The following is a 20500-nucleotide window of genomic DNA, read 5'->3' on the forward strand; positions in this document are numbered from 1 at the left end:
AAGTAAGGGAATATGCGTGGATTCTATTGAAACTGTCAGTAGAAGATCATCGTCTTACTCTAAGGGAAACCAGAACCTGACCCAGAATAAAAAACACAATCAGTAATACAGCCCAAGCGGCTGTTCTCAGCTGTGCCCCATAGGGAACGTTCGACAGGGCGAGGGGGAGCTGAACATCAATAACCCCCTCAATTCCATAGGGAATTGAAGATTGCATACGGCCATATGCATCCGTGATTGTCGTGATCCCGGTATTGGCGACACGAACAAGGGGGATTCCCTCTTCAATGCTTCGCATCTGCGCACTTATTAAGTGTTGATAAGGCCCGGGACTATCCCCATACCACCCATCATTGGTCAAGTTCAACAACCATTGCGGTCTATTTTTTTTATCAATTACCTGGTTTGGGAAAATAATTTCGTAACAAATTAGCGGACTAAAGGCAGGTAAGGACCCGATTTGAAGGGTTTGAAGCCCCTCTCCGGCGGAAAAATCAACCATACCAGCTGTCAATTTGGGAATCGGGTTCCATTTTCGTAACGGTAGATACTCCCCAAAAGGGACCAAATGGGCTTTGTCATAACTGGCAACAATCGCTGCATTTTGATCCACAGCAATCATCGAATTCCACACTTGAAAGGGTTTCTCACCCCGCGGAGTCATACGCGGTGTTCCGGTTAGAATTGTTCCATCTTTTGGAACAATACTTGATATGGCACGCAAAACATTTGGATCACGATTGGCCGCAAAGGTCACAGCGGTTTCCGGCCAGATGATATGTGTCGGGCGTCCAAGTGCCGACTCTTTGTTAATCGCAAGACTGAGTTCGAGATGGGTGTTGAAGTTTTTGATCTTCAGATTTTTATCCCATTTTGTCTTTTGGGAAATATTGGGCTGCACCAATCTGAGAACAATCCCGTCATGATATTCAACCACCACATCTTTCAGACGCAGGTAACCCGTTGTCCACATCAGGCCTGGTAATAAAAAGACAGCAACCAGTGCAAATCCTTTTTGCGCCTTGCATGTATAATAAAGTGCTGCCCCCAGGCTTGCCGCCAAGACAGTAAGAAAGCTTACCCCATAGGCCCCCACATAACTGGCGGTCTGCAAGACCTCATCATTAAAGCCCCAGATGGTGCCGATCAGGTTCCAGGGGAATCCGGTGAAAATCCAGCCGCGCACCCATTCGATCACTGTCCAGGCAACGGCAAACAGGACAATACGCCCCAACACCACATCATTCTTTGGCCGCAAGGACCAGAAAAGATGACTTAATAAAGTAACAAATCCGATAAATACGCCGATTGAAACCGCAAGGGCCGGAACAGCGAGCGGGATCAGCCAGCCATGTTTATCCGGATGGACCAAAAATGCATTGGTCAGCCAGTAAAGGCCGCCGCCAAAAAAGCCGATGCCGAACATCCATCCCGTGACAAAAGCCTGTTTCCTTGTTTCCACACGATCCAGAAACAGAAAAAGACCGGACAGTCCAACAAAAGCCAGTGGGAAGATATAAATCGGTGGCAGGGCAAGAACAGTCGCCAGCCCCAACGCGATCAGGACCAGTTTGCGTTTGTAGCCGCCAAGTTCAAGAACGTTTTGCAAAATAGTCTTCCGCCAAATCTAATCCATCCGGTGTCCCCACATGCAACCAGTCCCCATCATGGGCAATGGCTTTGATGCGTCCCTGTTCAATGGCATCTTCATAGAGCTGGCGCAAGGACCATTTTGTTTCTGTTTTATTTTCAAAAACTTTGCGCGAAAGTATCTGCACGCCAGTAAAGACAAAAGGCGCCGTATCCATTTCCCCACGAAAGGCCGGAATACCATCCGGGCTGAGGGTAAAGTCCCCGCGCCCGTCATAACCCAGGGCTTTGCTTGTGGGATGTAACAATAACAGGACATCCAGGTCTTCACGATCCCACTTGCGCGTCATACGTTCCAGCGCAGGGATCGGTCCGTTCAACAAGACCGCATCCCCATTCATAATATAAAAAGCATCTCCTTTTAAAAGAGGCAGTGCCTTTTGCACCCCGCCACCTGTTTCAAGGGGTTCATCTTCTTCTGAAAATTCGATCTGGATATCATCGCGTTTTTTGAAATGTCCCGTGATTTGATTGGCAAGATAGCTGACATTCATCACACAAGTATCCAGCCCCACTTCCACAAAGCGATCCACACAGCGATCCGCCATGGTGCGCCCGGCTACTTTAATAAGCGGCTTAGGTGTTGAAAGAGTCAGCGGACGCATGCGTGTCCCGAGCCCGGCAGCAAGCACCATACCGGATGTTATTTTTGCAGACATGCAGGAATACCTCGCGCGTCTTTTGGGATATGAGTGTCAAACCAGGTTTTGACATCTTTAAGGATAGGATGCTTTAGCGAGCGTTCCAGTAAGCGCCAGACCCGAGGGATATGTTCCAGATAAACAGGTTTGTCATCGCGCATGCATAGGCGCGCGAAAATGCCAATGACCTTGGCATGACGCTGTGCGCCCAAGATGGCAAAAAGAGCTTCAAATTCGTCTATTTCAAGGTCTTCGAACGAACTTGTGTAGCGCATTTTCATTTCTTCGATAAGGCGTATATTGATATCGCGTCTGGCGTCTTCAAGCAGACTAACAACGTCATAAATACCGGAGCCAAGAACAGCGTCCTGGAAATCCAGAAGCCCACAAGCCTGATACCCCGTTCGATCTTCCAGGAGCAATAGATTATCTACATGATAATCACGCAGAACCACCTTTTTAGGTCGGCTCTGCACATAACGGAATGGTTTTTGCCATGCCTTCAAATAACTCTTTCGCATGTCTTTCGTAAGGGCATGATCCCCAAATTGAGCCTTCATCCACCAATCCAATAGTAACAAGGCCTCATTTTCAAGGAGTTCTTCGTCATATTCAGGAAGATCATCGGGCAGACCTTTGACATCTTCATGCAAGTCAACCAACACATCAATGGCGAGCTTATAAAGATCACGTTCGTCATAACCTTTTCGCAGCATGCGAGTATAGGTATTGTCGCCCAGATCTTCCAGCAGGATAAACCCGTTATCCACGTCATAGCCATAAATCTTTGGGGCGCTGTACCCGTTGTTCGTCAGAAATTTCGCAATCTTGATAAAAGGCTTCACTTTTTCAGGGGGCGGCGCATCCATTAAAACGACAGTCTTCCCGCCCCTTTCCAGACGGTAATATTTACGAAAAGACGCATCACCCGCCAAAAGCGGACAATCCACACCATCCCAGCCTTGCTCTTTTAAAAAATGTTCCCGCTGGAGTTTACGATCCGTCAAAGCTGGTCTCCTTCAAACGCGCAAGCCACGCGCCTTGTGATGAAAATGTGATGGTGCGGCTGGTTTCCGTCTCACCCGGTGCAATTTCGATATTCAGACAATCCCAGGGCAGATAGTTGCCAAGTTTGGATGGCCATTCAATCAGTGAAATGCCGTCGGCAAAAGCTTCTTCGATACCCAGTTCGAGACTGTCATCAGGGCTTTCCAGACGGTACATATCAAAATGATAAATCTCGCCAACCTCGGCCTCATAGATTTGCACGAGGGTGAAGGTCGGGCTGGGGACTTCTTCATCCGGTGTAGTCAGCGCACGGATAAAGGCGCGGGAGAAAACGGATTTCCCCACCCCCAGATCACCGTGAAACGCGATCACATCGCCTGGTGCAGTCATTTTTGCAAGTTCTTGTGCAACAGCTTCAGTCTGTGCCTGACTATCAATACGAATATCCATGTGCCTCTACGTCATTCCCAACTTGATTGGGAATCCAGCCCTTAACCTTCTGGCTCCCCGCTTTCGCGAGGATGACGATTTTAAGCTAGACTTCAACAAGATTTTCAACGATTTTAAGCCAAATTGATTTACCGAATTCTTAAAGAAGGCAAAAGAAATGACAGATTCTCACACAACTGATGTTGCCATCATCGGCGCAGGCCCAACCGGACTGTTTGCAGTCTTTGAATGTGGCATGCTGAAAATGAACTGTCATGTCATCGACGCCCTTGAAATGATCGGCGGACAATGTACGGCCATGTATCCAGAAAAACCGATTTATGACATTCCGGCGCATCCATCTATTTCCGGCGGTGACCTGATCAACAAACTGGAAGAACAGGCAGCGCCTTTCAATCCGACTTACCATCTGAACCAGCAAGTCACCAAGATGGAAAAGCAGGAAGATGGCAGTTTCGATCTTGAAACCAGCAAAGGCACCAAGATCAACGCCAAAGCTGTGATCATTGCTGCGGGTGTGGGCGCCTTTGGCCCAAACCGTCCCCCGCTGGAGGGCCTCACTGATTATGAAGGCAAATCTGTCTTTTATATGGTGCGCAAGCGTGAAGACTTCCGCGACAAGCGTGTTGTCATTGCAGGTGGCGGCGACAGTGCGGTTGACTGGGCATTGTCCCTGGCCGAAGTTGCTAAATCCGTCCAGGTGGTTCACCGCCGCCCGAAATTCCGTGCAGCGCCCGAAAGTGTGTCGCAAATGCAGCAGCTGGATAAAGACGGCAAGATTGAACTGGTTGTGCCTTATCAGCTGGAAGGCCTCAAAGGCGAAGGTGATCAATTAAGCGCCGTTGTGGTGAAAGACTTTGACGGCAATACCCGCGATCTGGAAGCTGACGTGCTGCTGCCATTTTATGGTCTGTCACAAAACCTGGGACCTATCGCAGAATGGGGTCTGGAGCTGGAAAAGAAACATCTGACCGTGCACCCCACATCCATGGCAACATCTGAGCCTGGCGTTTACGGCATCGGTGACATTATTACTTACGAAAACAAGCTGAAATTGATCCTGTGCGGATTCTCTGAAGCCGCGATGGCCGCGCGTTCAGCCCATGCATATGCCCATCCGGATGAAGAACTGCACTTTGAATATTCCACATCCATGGGTGTGCCGTCTGAATAAAAATGAAGAAGCCCTGGGGGCTATCCTCAGGGCTTCAACAGACAACCAAGTCTCTAAATCTGTAGAAAAACAAGAGTGTTGATCTATAGCTCAAGGAGAGCATGTCTTTCTTCAAAAACGATATTGGTCGTATAAGAATTGGCAATTGGTACCAAAATTCATACCATAGTACTAATTATCTGTCTAGTCCCGTTTGCCTCCTCAAGAAAAAATTCGACAAACTGTTTGACAAGTTGGGGCACAATGCCCTTTTATAAACCTAGAGATTTTAATCGAAGGCTTAGACTCTATGACCATTTTGGAAATCAGCACTGTGACTTTGCTTGCCGCTTCTTTAAGCGCAGCTGTTGCCTTGCGTGTTTATGGTCAAGAACGCCTCTCTCTCCTCCTAGCACGACTTACTCGCCCCTGAGCGAGCTTTGCTTCTATGCCTTTTGAATAAAAAGTGACCTGAAGCGAGCGTTCAGGGGACAAGGCCTGTTGCAATATCGGGTCGATTTCATTACTTAATATTCAAATATTATTTCTAGGACGAGAATAATGACAACCGATTCTAACCGCGTAATCATCTTTGACACCACCTTGCGTGATGGGGAACAGTCCCCCGGCGCTTCCATGAACCTGGAAGAAAAGCTGCGCATCGCCGAAACGCTGGAAGATATGGGCGTTGATGTGATCGAAGCGGGTTTCCCAATTGCCTCTGAAGGTGATTTTGAATCTGTTACTGAAATCGCCAAACGCGCCAAGACGTCTTCCATCTGTGGATTGTCCCGCGCATCGCAAGGCGACATTCAACGCTGTTTTGATGCCATCAAACATGCGCCGATCCACCGGATCCACACCTTTATTTCCACATCACCTTTGCACATGAAATATAAATTGCAAATGGAACCGGATGCGGTTTTGGCCAAGGTAAAAGAGTCTGTGACTTTTGCCCGTTCCTTGGTGGAAGATGTGGAATGGTCTGCCGAAGACGGCACGCGCACCGAAGCAGACTTCCTGTGTCGCTGCGTCGAAGCCGCCATTGATGCAGGGGCGCGCACCATCAACATTCCAGACACTGTGGGTTACACCGTGCCGGAAGAATATTTCAAGATGATTGAAATGTTGATGAACCGCGTACCGAACATCGATAAAGCACGTATCTCCACACACTGTCACAACGACTTGGGCTTGGCGGTTGCCAACTCTTTGGCCGCTGTGTCAGCGGGCGCACGTCAGGTGGAATGTACCATCAATGGTCTGGGTGAACGCGCAGGTAACGCTGCCTTGGAAGAAATCGTCATGGCTTTGCGCACCCGTCAGGATGCCATGCCTTATACGACCAACATTAAATCCGAGCGTATCACACGCGCATCGCGCATGGTATCAGCCATTACGGGCTTTAGCATTCAGCCCAATAAAGCGATTGTCGGTAAAAACGCTTTTGCCCACGAATCCGGTATTCACCAGGATGGCATGTTGAAACATGCAGGCACGTACGAGATCATGACCCCTGAAAGTGTCGGTCTGAACGATGCCAACAAAATCGTTTTGGGCAAACACTCTGGTCGTCACGCGTTTAAAGACAAATTGTCTGCTTTGGGCTATGAACTGGGCGACAATGCCTTGAACGATGCGTTTAAACGTTTCAAGGATTTGGCCGACCAGAAGAAAGAAGTCTTTGATGAAGACATCATGGCTTTGGTTGATGACGAAGTCATGCGCGTCAATGAACGTGTGAAATTGAAACACTTCCAGGTCACTTGTGGCACTCATGTGAAAGAACAGATCGCAGCGCTGTCTATCGAGGTAGACGGTGAAGAACGCAAAACAATTTCCGCAGGTGACGGCCCGGTCGATGCGGCCTTTAAAGCCATCAAGGAAATCGTGCCATTACCGGATGCGCATCTGGAACTGTATCAAGTATCTGCGGTCACGCAAGGCACAGATGCCCAGGCCGAAGTCACCGTGCGTCTGGAAGAAGGCGGCAAGACGGTCAATGGCCGAGGTGCAGATACCGACACCATGGTGGCCTCTGTCACTGCCTATCTGAACGCAGTAAACAAACTGTTCGTCAAACGTGAAAAGGGCAAGCCCGAAGACGTTGGCGGGATTTAAGTTTCGCGGGATAACAAAAAACAAAGGCCTTCGATATTACGTCGAAGGCCTTTTTTATTTTTCACGTCATCCTCGCTACAGGCATGAACGTTTTCTACTTCACCACCAGTTTCACGGTCTCACCAGATTGCAGACCGTCTTTCAGTGTTTCTTTATTCAAGACCTTAAACCAGTCGGTTTTCAGCTTATCCACATGCATACGATTGGCGAGGCTGGAGATTGTATCGCCACGCCCCACACGATGAAGGGCGATATGGCGGCCCTTTATCCGTTTAGCCTCGCGATACGATAGCTTTCTAAAGGAATAGCCATAGCGCCGGATATCTTCATCCATCGCATCTGTCAGTTCCGGCGGGGTGGTGATGATGGAACGCAAGATGGTTTTTTGTTCGTCATCTTTGATCGCAAGAAGACGCAAGGTGCGTTTTTGGTTTTTCACCTTCATCACTGTCCAGCCCGTGGCCGCTTCCATGCCGGAAATCTGGATAATCTGATTTTCCTGAAGATTAAACTTCTTCCCCCAAACCCCTTGAAGATATTCATCCATGCGCATATCCCCATATTTGTTCGGTACCGTATTAAACTGAATATCACTGCCATTGGGGTGGGAACCCAGAACATAGCGTGGATGGTTGGTGATTTTAAATTCTTCGGGGAACGTAAAAGACAGCCTCATGTCCGGGTGAATAAAAGTCTGTCCGTCAATCACGCCTTGATGAATGCTCGTTCCATAATCAAGGCCGTCAATTTGCGCCAGATAAACGCGGCGGTTTTTAAAGTTCAAATTAGATGGATAGGCTTGTGCGATCTCTTCTGACTTGATAATCCGGGACTGGGTGTCAGGATGCGACGCAAAGATACTATAATGCTGCTGTTGACCTTTCTGTCCTCGCATCAACGCAGACACTTCCGTATGTTCAGCCAATTTCTTAAAGAAAGAGGCAGACGCATTCGGATCATAGCCCAGCTTGGTCATATATCGCATGCCCAGCATATCGGCTTCCATTTCGTGGCTGCGCGAATACCCCGCCACATAGGCCTGGCCTGCGAAATTCGCCAGATCTCCGGCAGGCCCGCCAACAACGATTCCCAAAATAGTCGCACCAACACCCGTCAGCACCGACTGGCTATAGCGTTGCGCACTGTGGCGCGCGGTGACGTGGCCGATTTCATGGCCGAGAACTGCAGCCAGTTCTGCTTCATTTTCTGCCAGACCAATGAGCCCGCGCGAGATATAGATATAACCGCCAGGTAGCGCAAATGCGTTGATGATGGGATCATCAAGAACGGTGAAAGTCCATTTCAGATCCGGCAGTTCTGACACCTTTGCCAGACGTTGACCCAGATCATCTACATATTGCGACATAGCCGCATGATCATAAGCCCCACCAAATTGGGCAAGGATTTTAGGATGTTCTTCTTTACCCACCTGCAATTCTTGTTCTTCAGACATCAGTCCAGTAAAGCTGTTTTTTCCGGTCGCTGGGTTAACGGAACAGCCGGATACAGAAAGCGCAATAAAAACAAACGCGAAAATCGGTGCAATGAATCTCATAAAAAGAGGGCCTCGCTATTGATCTGGAATTACAGCATAAAAAAAATATCAGTAAGATCAAAGCCTGATTTCATGCTATTTTACTTGTGGGGATAAAGAAAACAGGCTAAACCCCGCATCACTTCATAACCGAGAAGATAAAGACAATGATCCGTTACCAACTCCTGTGCGAACATAATCACGAATTCGAAGCCTGGTTTCGTGACAGCTCAGCCTTTGATGAACAGGCTGAACGCGGGGAAGTACAATGCCCTTTCTGCGGTAACGACAATGTAAGAAAAGCCGTCATGGCCCCGGCTGTGGCTTCGCGCAAGGAAGCCCTGATTTCTGACAATCAGCAAGTCGCGATTGAGGCAGCAGAAAAAGCAGCCGATGACATGCGCGACGGGGCTGACCCACAGGAAGTCGCCCAGGTCTTTATGGAAGTGGTCAATAAGCTGCAAAAGCATGTGGAAGACACATGTGATTACGTCGGTGACGATTTTGCCGACGAAGCGCGCGCCATCCATTATGGCGATGCAGAAGAACGCGGCATCTATGGGGAAGCGACGCCTGAAGAGACCGAAGAACTGCGCGATGAAGGCATCGAAGTTGCGGCTTTGCCAAAGCTTGCAAGTAAAGATCAAGCAAACTAACCACCTGTATTATATAAATTATTTCCCACCCCAGACTTAAGTCGAATGGCATATGCCCGGAAAATCAGTCATTGGATATATCGTTATGTCAAAAAAAACATAGCGGCATATCCGAAAGCAAGCCCTTGTATGTTATTGAGAATCACTTGCACTGCACTTAAGTCTTATTCTCAACAAATCTTGCATCCGGTATGTCTTACAGATTGTTAATTAATAGGCGTTCGGGTGATCCGGACATGTCTGGGAAAGGATAAAAGATGCTTTTAAAAAGCTTGAATGAACTGGCAGGTGATGTCGCTATTCGCACAAAATATGACAATTTCATCGGCGGGGAATGGGTTGCCCCGACAGCGGGAGAGTATTTTGAAAACATCTCCCCTACAACTGGCGCAAAAATTTGTGACGTTGCACGTTCCAAAGCTGCTGACGTTGAATTGGCACTGGATGCAGCACACCAAGCCAAAGACGGCTGGGCGAAAACATCCCCTGCAGAACGAGCACAGGTTTTGAACAAAATTGCTGACCTTATGGAAGAACGCCTGGACCTGCTGGCCATGGCAGAAACCATCGACAACGGGAAGCCAATTCGAGAAACCACTGCTGCTGACCTGCCACTGGCTGTTGACCACTTCCGCTATTTCGCTGGCTGCATTCGCTCGCAAGAAGGTTCCATCGCAGAAATCGATACCGATACATATGCGTATCACTTCCATGAACCACTGGGCGTTGTAGGTCAGATTATCCCCTGGAACTTCCCTCTGTTGATGGCCGCATGGAAAGTGGCCCCTGCATTGGCCGCTGGTAACTGCGTCGTTTTGAAACCCGCTGAACAGACACCAATGGCGATCATGGTTCTGATGGACCTGATCAAGGACGTTCTGCCCAAAGGTGTGCTGAATGTAATCAACGGTTTTGGGATTGAAGCAGGAAAGCCACTGGCAACGAGCAAGCGTATCGCCAAAGTTGCCTTTACAGGAGAGACAGGCACAGGCCGTCAGATCATGCAATATGCATCTGAAAACATCATTCCGGTGACATTGGAACTTGGCGGTAAGTCACCAAACATCTTCTTTGAAGACGTAATGGCTGAAGATGACGCCTTCTTCGATAAAGCTCTTGAAGGCTTCGCCATGTTTGCCCTGAACCAGGGTGAAGTTTGCACATGCCCAAGCCGTGTACTGATCCAGGAAAGCATCTATGAGAAATTCATCGAACGCGCTATTGATCGCGTAAAGCAGATCAAACAGGGTGACCCGCTCTCCAGCGATACCATGATCGGTGCGCAAGCCTCAAAAGAACAACTGGATAAAATCCTGTCTTACATCGAAATTGGCAAAAATGAAGGTGCTGAAGTCTTGTGCGGTGGTCATCAGGCCAAACTTGACGGCGATCTCGCGGATGGGTTCTATGTGGAACCAACCATCCTGAAAGGCCATAACAAAATGCGCATCTTTCAGGAAGAAATCTTCGGCCCGGTTGTCAGCGTTACAACCTTTAAAGACGAAGCTGAAGCGCTGGAAATCGCCAATGATACAGCCTTTGGTCTGGGTGCTGGCGTTTGGTCACGTGACGGCAACCGCGCTTTCCGCATGGGCCGTGGTATTCAGGCTGGTCGTGTTTGGACCAATTGCTACCACCTTTATCCAGCACATGCTGCCTTCGGTGGATACAAACAATCCGGTATCGGTCGTGAAACACACAAAATGATGTTGGATCACTATCAGCAGACCAAAAACATGCTGGTCAGCTACAACCCGAATGCGCTTGGTTTCTTTTAATAGATTGAATTAAGCGTCCCAAGTCGAAAGAGGGTTTTGTTAGCGCTTCCCCCTCTTTCGGCACCCAATTTTTCAAGAGGTCACATGCAAACATTAAAGGCAACGGCCAAAGCCAGGGAAATGGTCAACAAAATCAAGGATGATCACGGATCAGTTCTGTTTCTGATTTCGGGCGGCTGCTGTGATGGCAGTGCGCCTTTATGTTTTAGCGAGGAGGATTTTTCTATCGGGGAAAACGATATCCTCTTAGGCATGATCGATGACGTTCCAGTCTATATTTCAAACCTTCTCAGTGACCATTATCGCGATGAAGACAGTTTCACCCTTGATATCGCACCTGGTCGCGGCGGAGGCTTCTCACTGGAAGCCCCCTATGGTATCCGTTTCATCAATCGCGCCCATTACTGAGACAGCAACATGGTCCCGTTCTTCAACGCATCGACCATATTGGCGATCATCTTCATTTCACGGCCTTCACGCGTGTAGTACGTATGGGTTTCATCATCCGCCATGGCCCAGAACGCCCAGCAGCCATAAGGGTTGATGTCAGCTTCTTGCGTACCGATGTTATGAGCTTGCGGGTAAAGCATCACAATGTCGTTCGATTCTGCCAGATCATTATAAACGTTCTTATAGAAGGTATCGCCAAAGGTGATTTCCTGCCCGGCATAGCTGGACCCGATTTTGCCCTTGAACTTCCATTCCGGGAACTGCTGACAGCCATGTAACGCCACATGAAGTTTACAGTCTTTCGTGCCGGATTTACAAGCTTCAGGCACATAGGCATAGCCTGTCGTGCCAATCCCGTGATCGTTCAGATCTTTATCGGTTGAAAGGTCAGCAACATAATCTTTCTGTTTGAAGGAATAGAGGTTTGCGTCCTTGAATGTCTTGCTGGAACTCATGCTGCCATAAAGGTGAGACAGGATGTCTTTACCCAAGTCATAACCGGGCAAGAAGCCATAGTTGCAATGATAAATCCATGGATCATTCCCGCGCAGGAACTGGTTGGGGAACCAGGAATATTGCTGGGAATTACTGGGTGAACAAGGGGTGGCCACATCCCCAATATTTTCAAATTTGTCAAACATGCTTTTAGTCGTTGGCATGCCATGGGCAACCGGATAGAAAGGGCCATAAGATGGAATATTCGCCCAAGCCTGAATGTCAGTAGCAGACATATACTGGTCATAGAAAATCCGCGACGCATTACCCAAAAGCGGGTTGATCACCTGATCGCTTTGGGAATTGAAGATAAAGACCTTGTCATCTTTCAGGTTCGTCAGCGGCGCGATTTTACCTTCAGCTGCCAGAGAATTGGCTTTGTCGATATATGTGGTGGCTGTCAGATCCGCACCGATCCCCATCATACATTGTTGTTTAATGGTGGCGATATCTTCAGGCTTCATATTTTGTGCACAGAAGAAAGGGCCACCCGCCACCGAACCCATGCCTGAGAAAACATCAGAATAGGCCACGTGCAGTTGCTGCGCCATAAAGGCACCGCTTGAAACACCGGAAACTGTAACTTTACTTGAGTCAATTTTCGGCGCTGGGCCATCCGCCCAGGCCGGGGCCATCAACAAAAAGGCTGAGGCAAACAGAGATAGAAAACGCATAGAGCACCACATATTTTAAATGAATAGGTGATGATTAATGCATGTTTTAAATGTGAAGGGCAAGCGTTAGTCTTCACCCAGTACGGACATGATCGGCTTGGCCTGTTCCAGATCACGCATACGTTCCAGGCCTTGCTTCATCTCTGACATGATAAATTCAGAACGACGCACAGGCCCGCCCAGATCAGGGTCCGGGAACAGACGTTTCCAGTGGATCATTTTCACTGTCAGACCACACAAAACCCCACCGATAACGGTGTGATAACTTTCGATCATATTCTTCACAGCCTTGAAACGTTCCGCATCCAGATTGCTCCACATGGATTTGGACGCTTTGTTAAAATCTTCAAAACGACCGGAAATAGAAGCACACGTACCGTTAACCGTATTTTCAACGATCTTACAAGTTTTCATCAAAGCCGGATCATTACGCAGCTGCCAGTTTGATCGGATGCCTTCCATGGAATCGAGAAATTCGTTCACAATCGGCATGATCTGATCAAGGCTGTTTCGGTAATAAGAAAGCGACAGGAAGATATCACCGTAATCTTCCAGGAATTTTGGAATTTCCATCAGATCAATCTGCAGCTTGTCCGCCATCTGCTGCAGCTTATCGCGTGCTTTTCGAACGTCCGGGTCCTTAAACAGGCCAACCACGTCCTGGAAAGACTGGATAGATGTATCTTCGGACCCATAAATCTGCATGATCAGCGGCATGGTAAAGCTGCGCATGTAACCTGCTAGTTCCGCCTGTTTGTCATCCGAAAGTTTCAAAGCCACGTCGTCATTGACCGGAATACCATGTTCGCGCAGCGTAATGCGCAGCGAGTAAATGTCATAGCTGGACAGCACAGACAGTTTACGCATGATAATCAGATCAGGGTGCGTCTTATCTTCCGGCCAATCAAATTCAGCAGGCAAATCTTCCACGTCCAGCTGACCGGAACCGGTTTCTTTATCGGCAAAAACTTCAATGGCGCTTTGAAGTTTAACGTTCTTCACCATGCGGGCGCGGGCCAGACCTCTGGTCTCCAAAGGCAGAATGGACAGCGGCACCGCGTACAGTGAATCCATATCTTCCTGGACTCGTTTACGATCTTCGGCTTCGTAATCTCTTTCTACTTCCGGTAAACGGACACCTTTTTTTGCCACGGAATTCGTCCCTCAGTCTTTTTAAAATTGCTAGTTTGTTTTACTCTAACCGGATATTTGAATATAAACTAGAAAAATTCCCCAAATTATTAACTAAAAAGCATAATGCGTATCAATGCCCAGATATAAACTCACCATCGAATTTGACGGCACCGGGCTCGTCGGCTGGCAACGCCAGGATAACGGTCCCAGTGTGCAGCAAACCATCGAAGACGCCATTGGCCAATTTGCCGGCCACGAAGTCCGTCTCCACACCGCCGGACGCACAGATGCGGGTGTGCATGCACTTGGCATGGTCGCCCATTTCGATATGGAGAAAGCCTTAACAGCAGATAAGGTTCAACAAGCCATCAATCATTTTGTGCGTCCTACGCGGGTTTCCATCCTGAAAACCGAAATTATGGATGAAGAATTCCATGCGCGTTTCAGCTGTCTGGAACGATCCTATCTTTATCGCATCCTTTGTCGCCCCGGGCGCCCGGCACTGGATCATGGTCGTGTTTGGTGGTTTATGCGTGATATGGATGCTGATGCCATGAACCGCGCCGCACAATATCTGGTCGGTAAGCATGATTTCACGACTTTCCGCGCGACCCACTGTCAGGCCAATTCCCCCATCCGCACACTGGATGAACTCACGGTCGAACGGGTCGGGGCGGAAATCCATGTGCGTTGTCGCGCCCGGTCATTTTTGCATCATCAGGTACGCAATATCGTCGGCACCCTAACCATGGTTGGTCGTGGTAAATGGCAGGAAATAGACGTCAAACACGCCCTTGAAGCCAAAAACCGCGCCAAGGGCGGAGAGACCGCGCCTGCCTGCGGCCTTTATTTTGTTGAGGCGAAATATTGAGCCATTTTATCGAACTGGACGGACAAAACATCCCGATTGATTTGAAATGGCATGCGCGCGCCAAGCGCCTGATCCTGAAACTGGACCCAAAAGGCAACGGGGTCATCGTCACCCTGCCAAACGGTGTACCAGCGCGAGACGGGATTGATATGGCAAAAAAGCATAAAGTCTGGATTGCCAATCAGCTTTTCAAACACCCCACACCCGTCCCATTCAAAGATGGCGCGACCCTAACGTTTAAGGGAGAGCCACATCTTTTGAAACATGTACCAGAGGCTCGCGGCACCGTCTGGTGCGAGACTAACGTGATCTATGTGGCAGGCCAGGCTGATTTCTTTGAACGTAGATTAACCGACTGGCTCAAAAAGCAGGCAAAGCTTCAGATCACAAGTGAGGCTCATGAATTCGCCGACCAACTGGGCAAGACGGTGAAGCGAATTTCCGTGCGCGATACCGTGTCACGTTGGGGGTCCTGTTCCTCCAAGGGCTATCTCAATTTCAACTGGCGCCTGATCCTCGCCCCGCCTTTTGTTCTGACCTATGTGGTCGCGCATGAAGTGGCCCATTTACGGCATATGGATCACAGTCCTGCCTTCTGGGCAACGGTTGATAGCTTGGGTGTGGACGTAAAAGCCGGGCGTCACTGGCTGAAGAAAAATGGCACCTTTTTGCAAAGAAATGGTCGCTAAATTAGAACGGCTATGATATATGACCGACAAATTTAGTGCGATATTAAGGATTTCCCATGACTGAGTTTACTGTTGCGTCCCCTTGCATCAACGTCTGCCGTTTGGGCCCGGACGGGCTTTGCAAAGGCTGTTTCCGCACCCGTGAAGAAATCGTCGGCTGGCGCGCTGCCAATGACGACGAACGCCGCGAGATCATAGCGGCAGCAGAAGAGCGCAGCCAAAAGGAAGCCAGCTAAAAATCAAAGGGGATGCCGCGTCATCCCTTTTATTTTACCTTCAAATTGAGAATGATTATCATTTTTATTGACAGACCTCAAAATCCCCTATACCTTCCTCCGCGAATAATTCTTAATATCAGGTATGGAACAATGAAAAAACTTATCGCACTCGCTCTGTCAGGCTTTATCGCTATTCAGGCTGCACCGTCTTTTGCTGGGGAAGGCAAAGCGGACCATTACGAAGGGGCTGAAATCGCCTCGACCCAACAGGCTGTAAAAGTCGTTCATTCTGGCTATAACGAAATCGCTTCTATAGTGAACGGTGGCCTGAATGCAGACAATATGGAACGTATCCACGAAATCACTTATGAAGTGGAAGATGCCATTGCTTATCTCAATAAAGCGCCGAAACTGGACATGACCGATTTCTCCACCAACCTTGAAGGTGTGCACTTAAGCTCTGAAAGCAACCAGCCAGGTCTGCTGAAAAGCTACTTTAAAGTTCTTCAAAAAGAAGCTGCAAAGCTTTTTAAAGCCTACCCAATGGGCTGATCATACCAATAACTATTTACGCATTTTAGCAGGCGTGCTATAAGGCGGGGTATAGATGAAGGAAAGCTGGCTTTTGGGCCGGCTTTCTGTTTTTGTTGAGGCTTGGTTGCCCAACACAGATTACAAAGAGATAACCCTGCAAAAACAAGGCACAAGGCATTTTGGCCCGGCTTTGTCTTTGCCATGTCCCATGTGAAAGACCTGGCCCATGACTGCGCATCCCCCCCTCCCCACCGTCACACGCCCTGAACGTTCTGAGCTTTTGATGCCTGCTGGCTCGCTCACGAAATTGAAAACTGCGATTCTTTATGGCGCGGATGCGGTCTATGCCGGGACACCTGACCTTTCTCTGCGCACCCAGTCTTCCTTCACGCTGGAAGAACTGGTGGAAGGCGTTGAATATTGTCACGCTCACGGCAAGCGCATTTATCTGACGCTGAACCTGTTTACGCATAACAGCGACATTGAAAAGCTGCCTCTGTTTATTGAAACCATCCGTAAAGTGAAACCGGACGGGGTGATCATTGCAGACCCAGGCGTCTTCCAGTTTGTGCGCCAACATGCGCCTGATTTAGAAGCGCACGTTTCCACACAGGCGAACGTCTGTTCCTGGCTGACCGTTGATTTCTGGCGCAATCAAGGCGCTTCCCTCGTCGTTCTGGCACGTGAAACAAGCTTTGAAGAACTCGCAGAAATCCGTGAAAAGCAACCGAACATCAAGCTGGAAGCTTTCGTTCAAGGCTCCATGTGTATGACCTATTCCGGTCGCTGCCTGCTGTCCAACTTCATGTCTGAACGTGGCGCGAACCAGGGTAACTGTGCGCATTCCTGTCGCTGGAAATACAAGTTGCATCTGAAGCTGAAAGACGGCACCGACAAGGCCATTGAGATCACGGACCAAAACGCCGACCTGTTTGAATTCATGATGGAAGAACAGTTCCGCCCCGGCGAGCTCTTCCCGATCGAAGAAGATAACTTCGGCTCTTACATCCTGAACTCCAAAGACCTGTGTCTGATGCCTGTGCTGCCGGAGTATCTAAAACTCGGTGTGGACAGTCTGAAAGTTGAAGGGCGCAACAAGTCTGAATATTACGCCGCCATCACAGCGCGGGCTTATCGTCTGGCGATTGATGACTGGTATGACGATCCTGACAACTGGGACCCGGACCCATACCTGCGTGAACTTTACACTTTGCAAAACCGTGGCTTCACCATGGGCTTCCATGAAGGTCGTCTGACAGGCGTGGCCCATAACTATGACCGCACAAAACCTGTCGGTGGTTGGCAGTATGGCGGCATCGTCACGGACTGGGATGGTGATGACATGATCCTTGAGATCAGAAACTTCCTGCTGCCCGGCGATGTGATGGAATTCCTGCCACCAAAAGAGATCGAACCGATCCGTCTGCGTCTCTATGAATTCATCGATGCCAAGACAGGTGAATCAACACAGAAAGTGAACCCGGGTCAGGGCAAAGCCATCCGTATTCCGGCTTCTGCTTTTGATAAAGAAAATCCGGCTTCCATCAAGGCACGTATCCCGGCCCTGACCGTTGCACGTCGTGAAACACCGATGAGTGAGGAAGAACGCGTTTCCCGTCTAGCGGAAATCCGCGCGCAAGAACTGGAACGCGGCCTGATTTCCGAAGAAGAATACCGCGCCATCATGGATGACCCGGAACTGCTGGGTAAACGGATTTCCATGAAAGCCAACACAGGCCACCGTTCCCCCAAACAGGGGCTGGAAAGCTGCTGTGGTAAAGGCTGTAACGGTTGTCTGATGTTCTGGCAGGACGACAAATACGCCAAGGCGCGTGAAAAAATGAAGCAGAAGAAAATCGGCGAAATGCTGGAAAGCAAAGAGATCGCTTAAGATAATGATTGGTCATCCCCGCAAAAGCGGGGACCCAGCCATTAGTAGACCTCGACTCACGAAAATCACGCGTCCCTTCCAACTGTCATCGCGCACATGTTGCGCGATAAGGGGAAAATTCAGGACTCTTGCCCCAACCCCTAACCCCGCAACTCGTGCGGGGTGACGACGGCTTTTTCCAAAAGCTTTACAGCACTTACTTTTTACTTCTGAAATAAAGGTATAATGCTGCACAATTAAGCCCCATCAATAAAATACCGAATGACGCAAGAAGATAACTGATATTGAAATTCTTATTCGTAAATTCAATACTCGGAATAAAATACCCCAATGTCATCAATATAATCGCCGCGATTACGGAAAAAATAACCTCCATAGCAACATATCCAAGCACTATCTTCACAATACCGAAAATAAAACCGCTGACCGGATTTCCTGTATAACTGCCTTTATTTTCTTCCATAGATTAATTTCGCTAAATTCCAACTCATCACAATAAAATTCCCCAAGCCCTTTCATACCTCTCTTAAATTGCAATAAGAGGGTATCATGACCGCACGTATTACAACAGTTACTTTCCAGGGCATTGACGTTGTTAAGGTCGAGGTTCAGGTCGCCATAAGCTCAGGCCTGCCTGCATTAAACATTGTGGGGCTTGCCGACAAGGCCGTTTCCGAAGCCAAGGAACGGGTGCGCGCGGCACTCACTGCGCTTGGGCTCTCCTTGCCGCCCAAGCGCATCACGGTCAATCTGTCGCCTGCTGATCTGGCCAAAGAAGGCTCCCACTTTGACCTGCCCATCGCCCTTGGATTGCTAGCCGCCATGGATGTGATTTCAGAAGAAGAGCTATTGCCTTTTATTGTCCTTGGTGAACTTGCTTTGGATGGTCGCATCTCTCCTGTCACAGGTGTTTTGCCAGCCGCCATTCATGCCCAGGTCGAAGGGCGCAATATTCTGTGCCCCAAACCACAAGGGGGCGAAGCGGTCTGGGCGGGCGATCTCGATGTGCTTGCCCCCCATGATCTTTTGGAATTGGTCAATCACTTCAAAGGTCGCCAAATCCTTAGTCGTCCACAGCCCACCAACGCCAAATCGACAAATCATAATGATCAAGTCGATCTGCGTGATATCCGCGGACAGGAAAGTGCCAAGCGCGCGTTAGAGATCGCCGCAGCTGGAAACCATAACCTGCTTTTATGCGGCCCACCGGGGGCCGGAAAATCCATGCTGGCACGCCGCCTGCCCGGTATCCTGCCACCCCTTGATGCCCACGAAGCCCTGGAAGTTTCCATGATCCATTCCATCGCAGGCACTCTACCCGATGGCGGATTGATGACCGAACGGCCGTTTCGGGACCCCCATCATTCTGCCTCCATGCCTGCGCTTGTCGGTGGCGGTCATCGTGTAAGGCCAGGCGAAGTTTCGCTTGCCCATCTCGGTGTGTTGTTTCTGGATGAACTGCCGGAATATAGTCGCCCTGCCCTGGAAGCCTTGCGCCAGCCACTGGAATCCGGTCGCGCTGAAATCGCACGCGCCAATGCCCATGTATCCTACCCCGCGCGCGTGCAACTGATCGCAGCAATGAACCCATGTCGCTGCGGCCACCTGGATGACCCGGCCCTTGCCTGTTCACGTGCACCCAAATGCGCAGAAAACTACCGCGATAAAATATCCGGCCCCTTGCTGGATCGGATCGATCTTCATCTGGATGTCCCGCCCGTCAGCCCGACCGATTTGCACCTGCCACCAGCTGCGGAAGGAACCATGGAGGTCAAGCAACGCGTCTTCAAGGCCCGCCAAATCCAGCGCACGCGTTATCAGGATCACGGTATTCGCACTAATGCCGAGGCGGATGGGGAACTCTTGTTAAAGATTGCCGAACCGGATCAAGCCGGGAAGAACCTTTTGTTGGAGGCCACCAATAAACTGAAATTGTCCGCACGCGGCTATCACCGGGTCCTTCGGGTGGCGCGCACGCTGGCCGATCTGTCGGGTGTTGAACAAGTGAAAGGCGAGCATATTGCAGAAAGTATTTCTTATCGCCCAAATGTAATTCGGAAGGAAAAGTCTGTGTTTGCTGTTTAAAAAATTACCGACGTTCCTCAAAGAAACGCGTCAGCATTTCCGCACATTCACTTTCACGGATGCCACCGTAAACATCCGGTTTATGATGACATGTCGGTTGATCATAAAAGCACGCCCCATGATCGACCCCGCCGCCTTTGGGATCATAGGCCCCAAAATATAAACGCCGGATGCGCGCAAAGGAAATAGCGGTGGCGCACATGGTGCAGGGTTCCAGCGTGACATAGAGATCGCAATCAATCAGACGGGCGGAGCCAATCTTTTCAGCAGCTGCACGAAGGGCAAGGATTTCAGCGTGTGCTGTTGGGTCATGGTCTTCTTCGGTGCGGTTGCCCGCAGCCGCCAGAATCTGGCCGTCTTTGTCCACCACAACGGCCCCGATAGGGACTTCACCGCGTTCTTTTGCTTTTTCAGCTTCTTTTAAGGCCTGTTGCATATAATCACTCATAGACATCGTTATAATACAGC

The 20500-nt window shown here is 49.4% G+C and carries 20 protein-coding genes; 11 read left to right on the forward strand and 9 right to left on the reverse strand.

The window, feature by feature from the left end; all coding sequences use genetic code 11:
• Window positions 1-46 precede the first annotated feature (46 nt).
• From lnt to tsaE, 4 genes are read right to left on the reverse strand one after another with little or no spacing between them, the layout of a single operon-like run.
• Window positions 47-1609 (reverse strand): apolipoprotein N-acyltransferase, encoded by a 1563-nt coding sequence (gene lnt, locus RYZ26_RS00145; protein ID WP_317681045.1) that lies wholly within the window; start codon window positions 1607-1609, stop codon window positions 47-49.
• Window positions 1593-2309 (reverse strand): nucleotidyltransferase family protein, encoded by a 717-nt coding sequence (locus RYZ26_RS00150; protein ID WP_317681046.1) that lies wholly within the window; start codon window positions 2307-2309, stop codon window positions 1593-1595. Before RYZ26_RS00150 ends, lnt begins: the two co-directional genes overlap by 17 nt.
• Window positions 2294-3298, reverse strand: a complete 1005-nt coding sequence (locus RYZ26_RS00155) for an aminoglycoside phosphotransferase family protein (RefSeq protein WP_317681047.1) — start codon at window positions 3296-3298, stop codon at window positions 2294-2296. The genes RYZ26_RS00150 and RYZ26_RS00155 overlap by 16 nt, the downstream gene beginning before the upstream one ends.
• A complete protein-coding gene (gene tsaE / locus RYZ26_RS00160; RefSeq protein WP_317681048.1) occupies window positions 3285-3749 on the reverse strand; it encodes a tRNA (adenosine(37)-N6)-threonylcarbamoyltransferase complex ATPase subunit type 1 TsaE in 465 nt (154 codons plus the stop codon). Before tsaE ends, RYZ26_RS00155 begins: the two co-directional genes overlap by 14 nt.
• A 157-nt stretch (window positions 3750-3906) precedes the next feature.
• On the opposite strand from tsaE, the gene RYZ26_RS00165 reads away from it, so the two are divergent.
• Together RYZ26_RS00165 and RYZ26_RS00170 are read left to right on the forward strand one after the other, a co-directional pair.
• Entirely contained in the window at window positions 3907-4923 is a 1017-nt protein-coding gene (locus tag RYZ26_RS00165) for an NAD(P)/FAD-dependent oxidoreductase (protein WP_317681049.1), read from the forward strand.
• Between the two features lie 540 nt (window positions 4924-5463).
• The gene (locus RYZ26_RS00170) at window positions 5464-7023 is read left to right on the forward strand and encodes a 2-isopropylmalate synthase (protein WP_317681050.1); all 1560 of its coding nucleotides are present in this window, start codon (window positions 5464-5466) and stop codon (window positions 7021-7023) included.
• A gap of 94 nt (window positions 7024-7117) precedes the next feature.
• On the opposite strand, the gene RYZ26_RS00175 is transcribed toward RYZ26_RS00170, so the two are convergent.
• The gene (locus RYZ26_RS00175) at window positions 7118-8578 is read right to left on the reverse strand and encodes a M48 family metalloprotease (RefSeq protein ID WP_317681051.1); all 1461 of its coding nucleotides are present in this window, start codon (window positions 8576-8578) and stop codon (window positions 7118-7120) included.
• A gap of 146 nt (window positions 8579-8724) precedes the next feature.
• Here RYZ26_RS00175 and RYZ26_RS00180 point away from each other — a divergent pair, with 146 nt between their 5' ends.
• The 3 genes from RYZ26_RS00180 (at window position 8725) to RYZ26_RS00190 (ending at window position 11399) form a co-directional block, all read left to right on the forward strand.
• Window positions 8725-9213 (forward strand): DUF1178 family protein, encoded by a 489-nt coding sequence (locus tag RYZ26_RS00180; protein ID WP_317681052.1) that lies wholly within the window; start codon window positions 8725-8727, stop codon window positions 9211-9213.
• A gap of 257 nt (window positions 9214-9470) precedes the next feature.
• Window positions 9471-10991, forward strand: coding sequence for an aldehyde dehydrogenase (adh, locus tag RYZ26_RS00185; RefSeq protein WP_317681053.1), 1521 nt, complete (start codon window positions 9471-9473; stop codon window positions 10989-10991).
• A gap of 84 nt (window positions 10992-11075) precedes the next feature.
• Window positions 11076-11399 (forward strand): DUF779 domain-containing protein, encoded by a 324-nt coding sequence (locus RYZ26_RS00190; protein WP_317681054.1) that lies wholly within the window; start codon window positions 11076-11078, stop codon window positions 11397-11399.
• On the opposite strand, the gene RYZ26_RS00195 is transcribed toward RYZ26_RS00190, so the two are convergent.
• Together RYZ26_RS00195 and RYZ26_RS00200 are read right to left on the reverse strand one after the other, a co-directional pair.
• On the reverse strand, window positions 11393-12610 hold the full coding sequence (locus RYZ26_RS00195; protein ID WP_317681055.1) for an alpha/beta hydrolase family protein: 1218 nt from the start codon (window positions 12608-12610) through the stop codon (window positions 11393-11395). The genes RYZ26_RS00190 and RYZ26_RS00195 overlap by 7 nt on opposite strands.
• A gap of 66 nt (window positions 12611-12676) precedes the next feature.
• Window positions 12677-13762, reverse strand: coding sequence for a hypothetical protein (locus tag RYZ26_RS00200; RefSeq protein WP_317681056.1), 1086 nt, complete (start codon window positions 13760-13762; stop codon window positions 12677-12679).
• A gap of 115 nt (window positions 13763-13877) precedes the next feature.
• Between RYZ26_RS00200 and truA the strand changes: the two genes are divergently transcribed.
• The 5 genes from truA to RYZ26_RS00225 all read left to right on the forward strand — a co-directional run bounded on the left by truA (window position 13878) and on the right by RYZ26_RS00225 (window position 17947).
• Window positions 13878-14615, forward strand: coding sequence for a tRNA pseudouridine(38-40) synthase TruA (gene truA / locus RYZ26_RS00205; protein ID WP_317681057.1), 738 nt, complete (start codon window positions 13878-13880; stop codon window positions 14613-14615).
• Window positions 14612-15304, forward strand: a complete 693-nt coding sequence (locus RYZ26_RS00210) for a M48 family metallopeptidase (protein ID WP_317681058.1) — start codon at window positions 14612-14614, stop codon at window positions 15302-15304. The genes truA and RYZ26_RS00210 overlap by 4 nt, the downstream gene beginning before the upstream one ends.
• A gap of 56 nt (window positions 15305-15360) precedes the next feature.
• Window positions 15361-15540: a DUF1289 domain-containing protein gene (locus tag RYZ26_RS00215; RefSeq protein WP_317681059.1), complete on the forward strand. Its 180-nt coding sequence runs from the start codon at window positions 15361-15363 to the stop codon at window positions 15538-15540.
• Window positions 15541-15672: 132 nt separating this feature from the next.
• A complete protein-coding gene (locus RYZ26_RS00220) occupies window positions 15673-16074 on the forward strand; it encodes a DUF6746 family protein (RefSeq protein WP_317681060.1) in 402 nt (133 codons plus the stop codon).
• A gap of 208 nt (window positions 16075-16282) precedes the next feature.
• On the forward strand, window positions 16283-17947 hold the full coding sequence (locus RYZ26_RS00225) for a peptidase U32 family protein (protein WP_317681061.1): 1665 nt from the start codon (window positions 16283-16285) through the stop codon (window positions 17945-17947).
• Between the two features lie 196 nt (window positions 17948-18143).
• Here RYZ26_RS00225 and RYZ26_RS00230 read toward each other — a convergent pair whose 3' ends face one another.
• Window positions 18144-18410 (reverse strand): hypothetical protein, encoded by a 267-nt coding sequence (locus RYZ26_RS00230; RefSeq protein WP_317681062.1) that lies wholly within the window; start codon window positions 18408-18410, stop codon window positions 18144-18146.
• A gap of 86 nt (window positions 18411-18496) precedes the next feature.
• Here RYZ26_RS00230 and RYZ26_RS00235 point away from each other — a divergent pair, with 86 nt between their 5' ends.
• Window positions 18497-20032: a YifB family Mg chelatase-like AAA ATPase gene (locus tag RYZ26_RS00235; protein ID WP_317681063.1), complete on the forward strand. Its 1536-nt coding sequence runs from the start codon at window positions 18497-18499 to the stop codon at window positions 20030-20032.
• A gap of 4 nt (window positions 20033-20036) precedes the next feature.
• Here the strand turns inward: RYZ26_RS00235 and RYZ26_RS00240 are convergent, their stop codons facing one another.
• Window positions 20037-20486 (reverse strand): nucleoside deaminase, encoded by a 450-nt coding sequence (locus RYZ26_RS00240; RefSeq protein WP_317681064.1) that lies wholly within the window; start codon window positions 20484-20486, stop codon window positions 20037-20039.
• Window positions 20487-20500: the final 14 nt, after the last annotated feature.

The sequence above is a fragment of the Terasakiella sediminum genome (assembly GCF_033100395.1).
In the GTDB taxonomy this organism is placed as follows: domain Bacteria; phylum Pseudomonadota; class Alphaproteobacteria; order Rhodospirillales; family Terasakiellaceae; genus Terasakiella.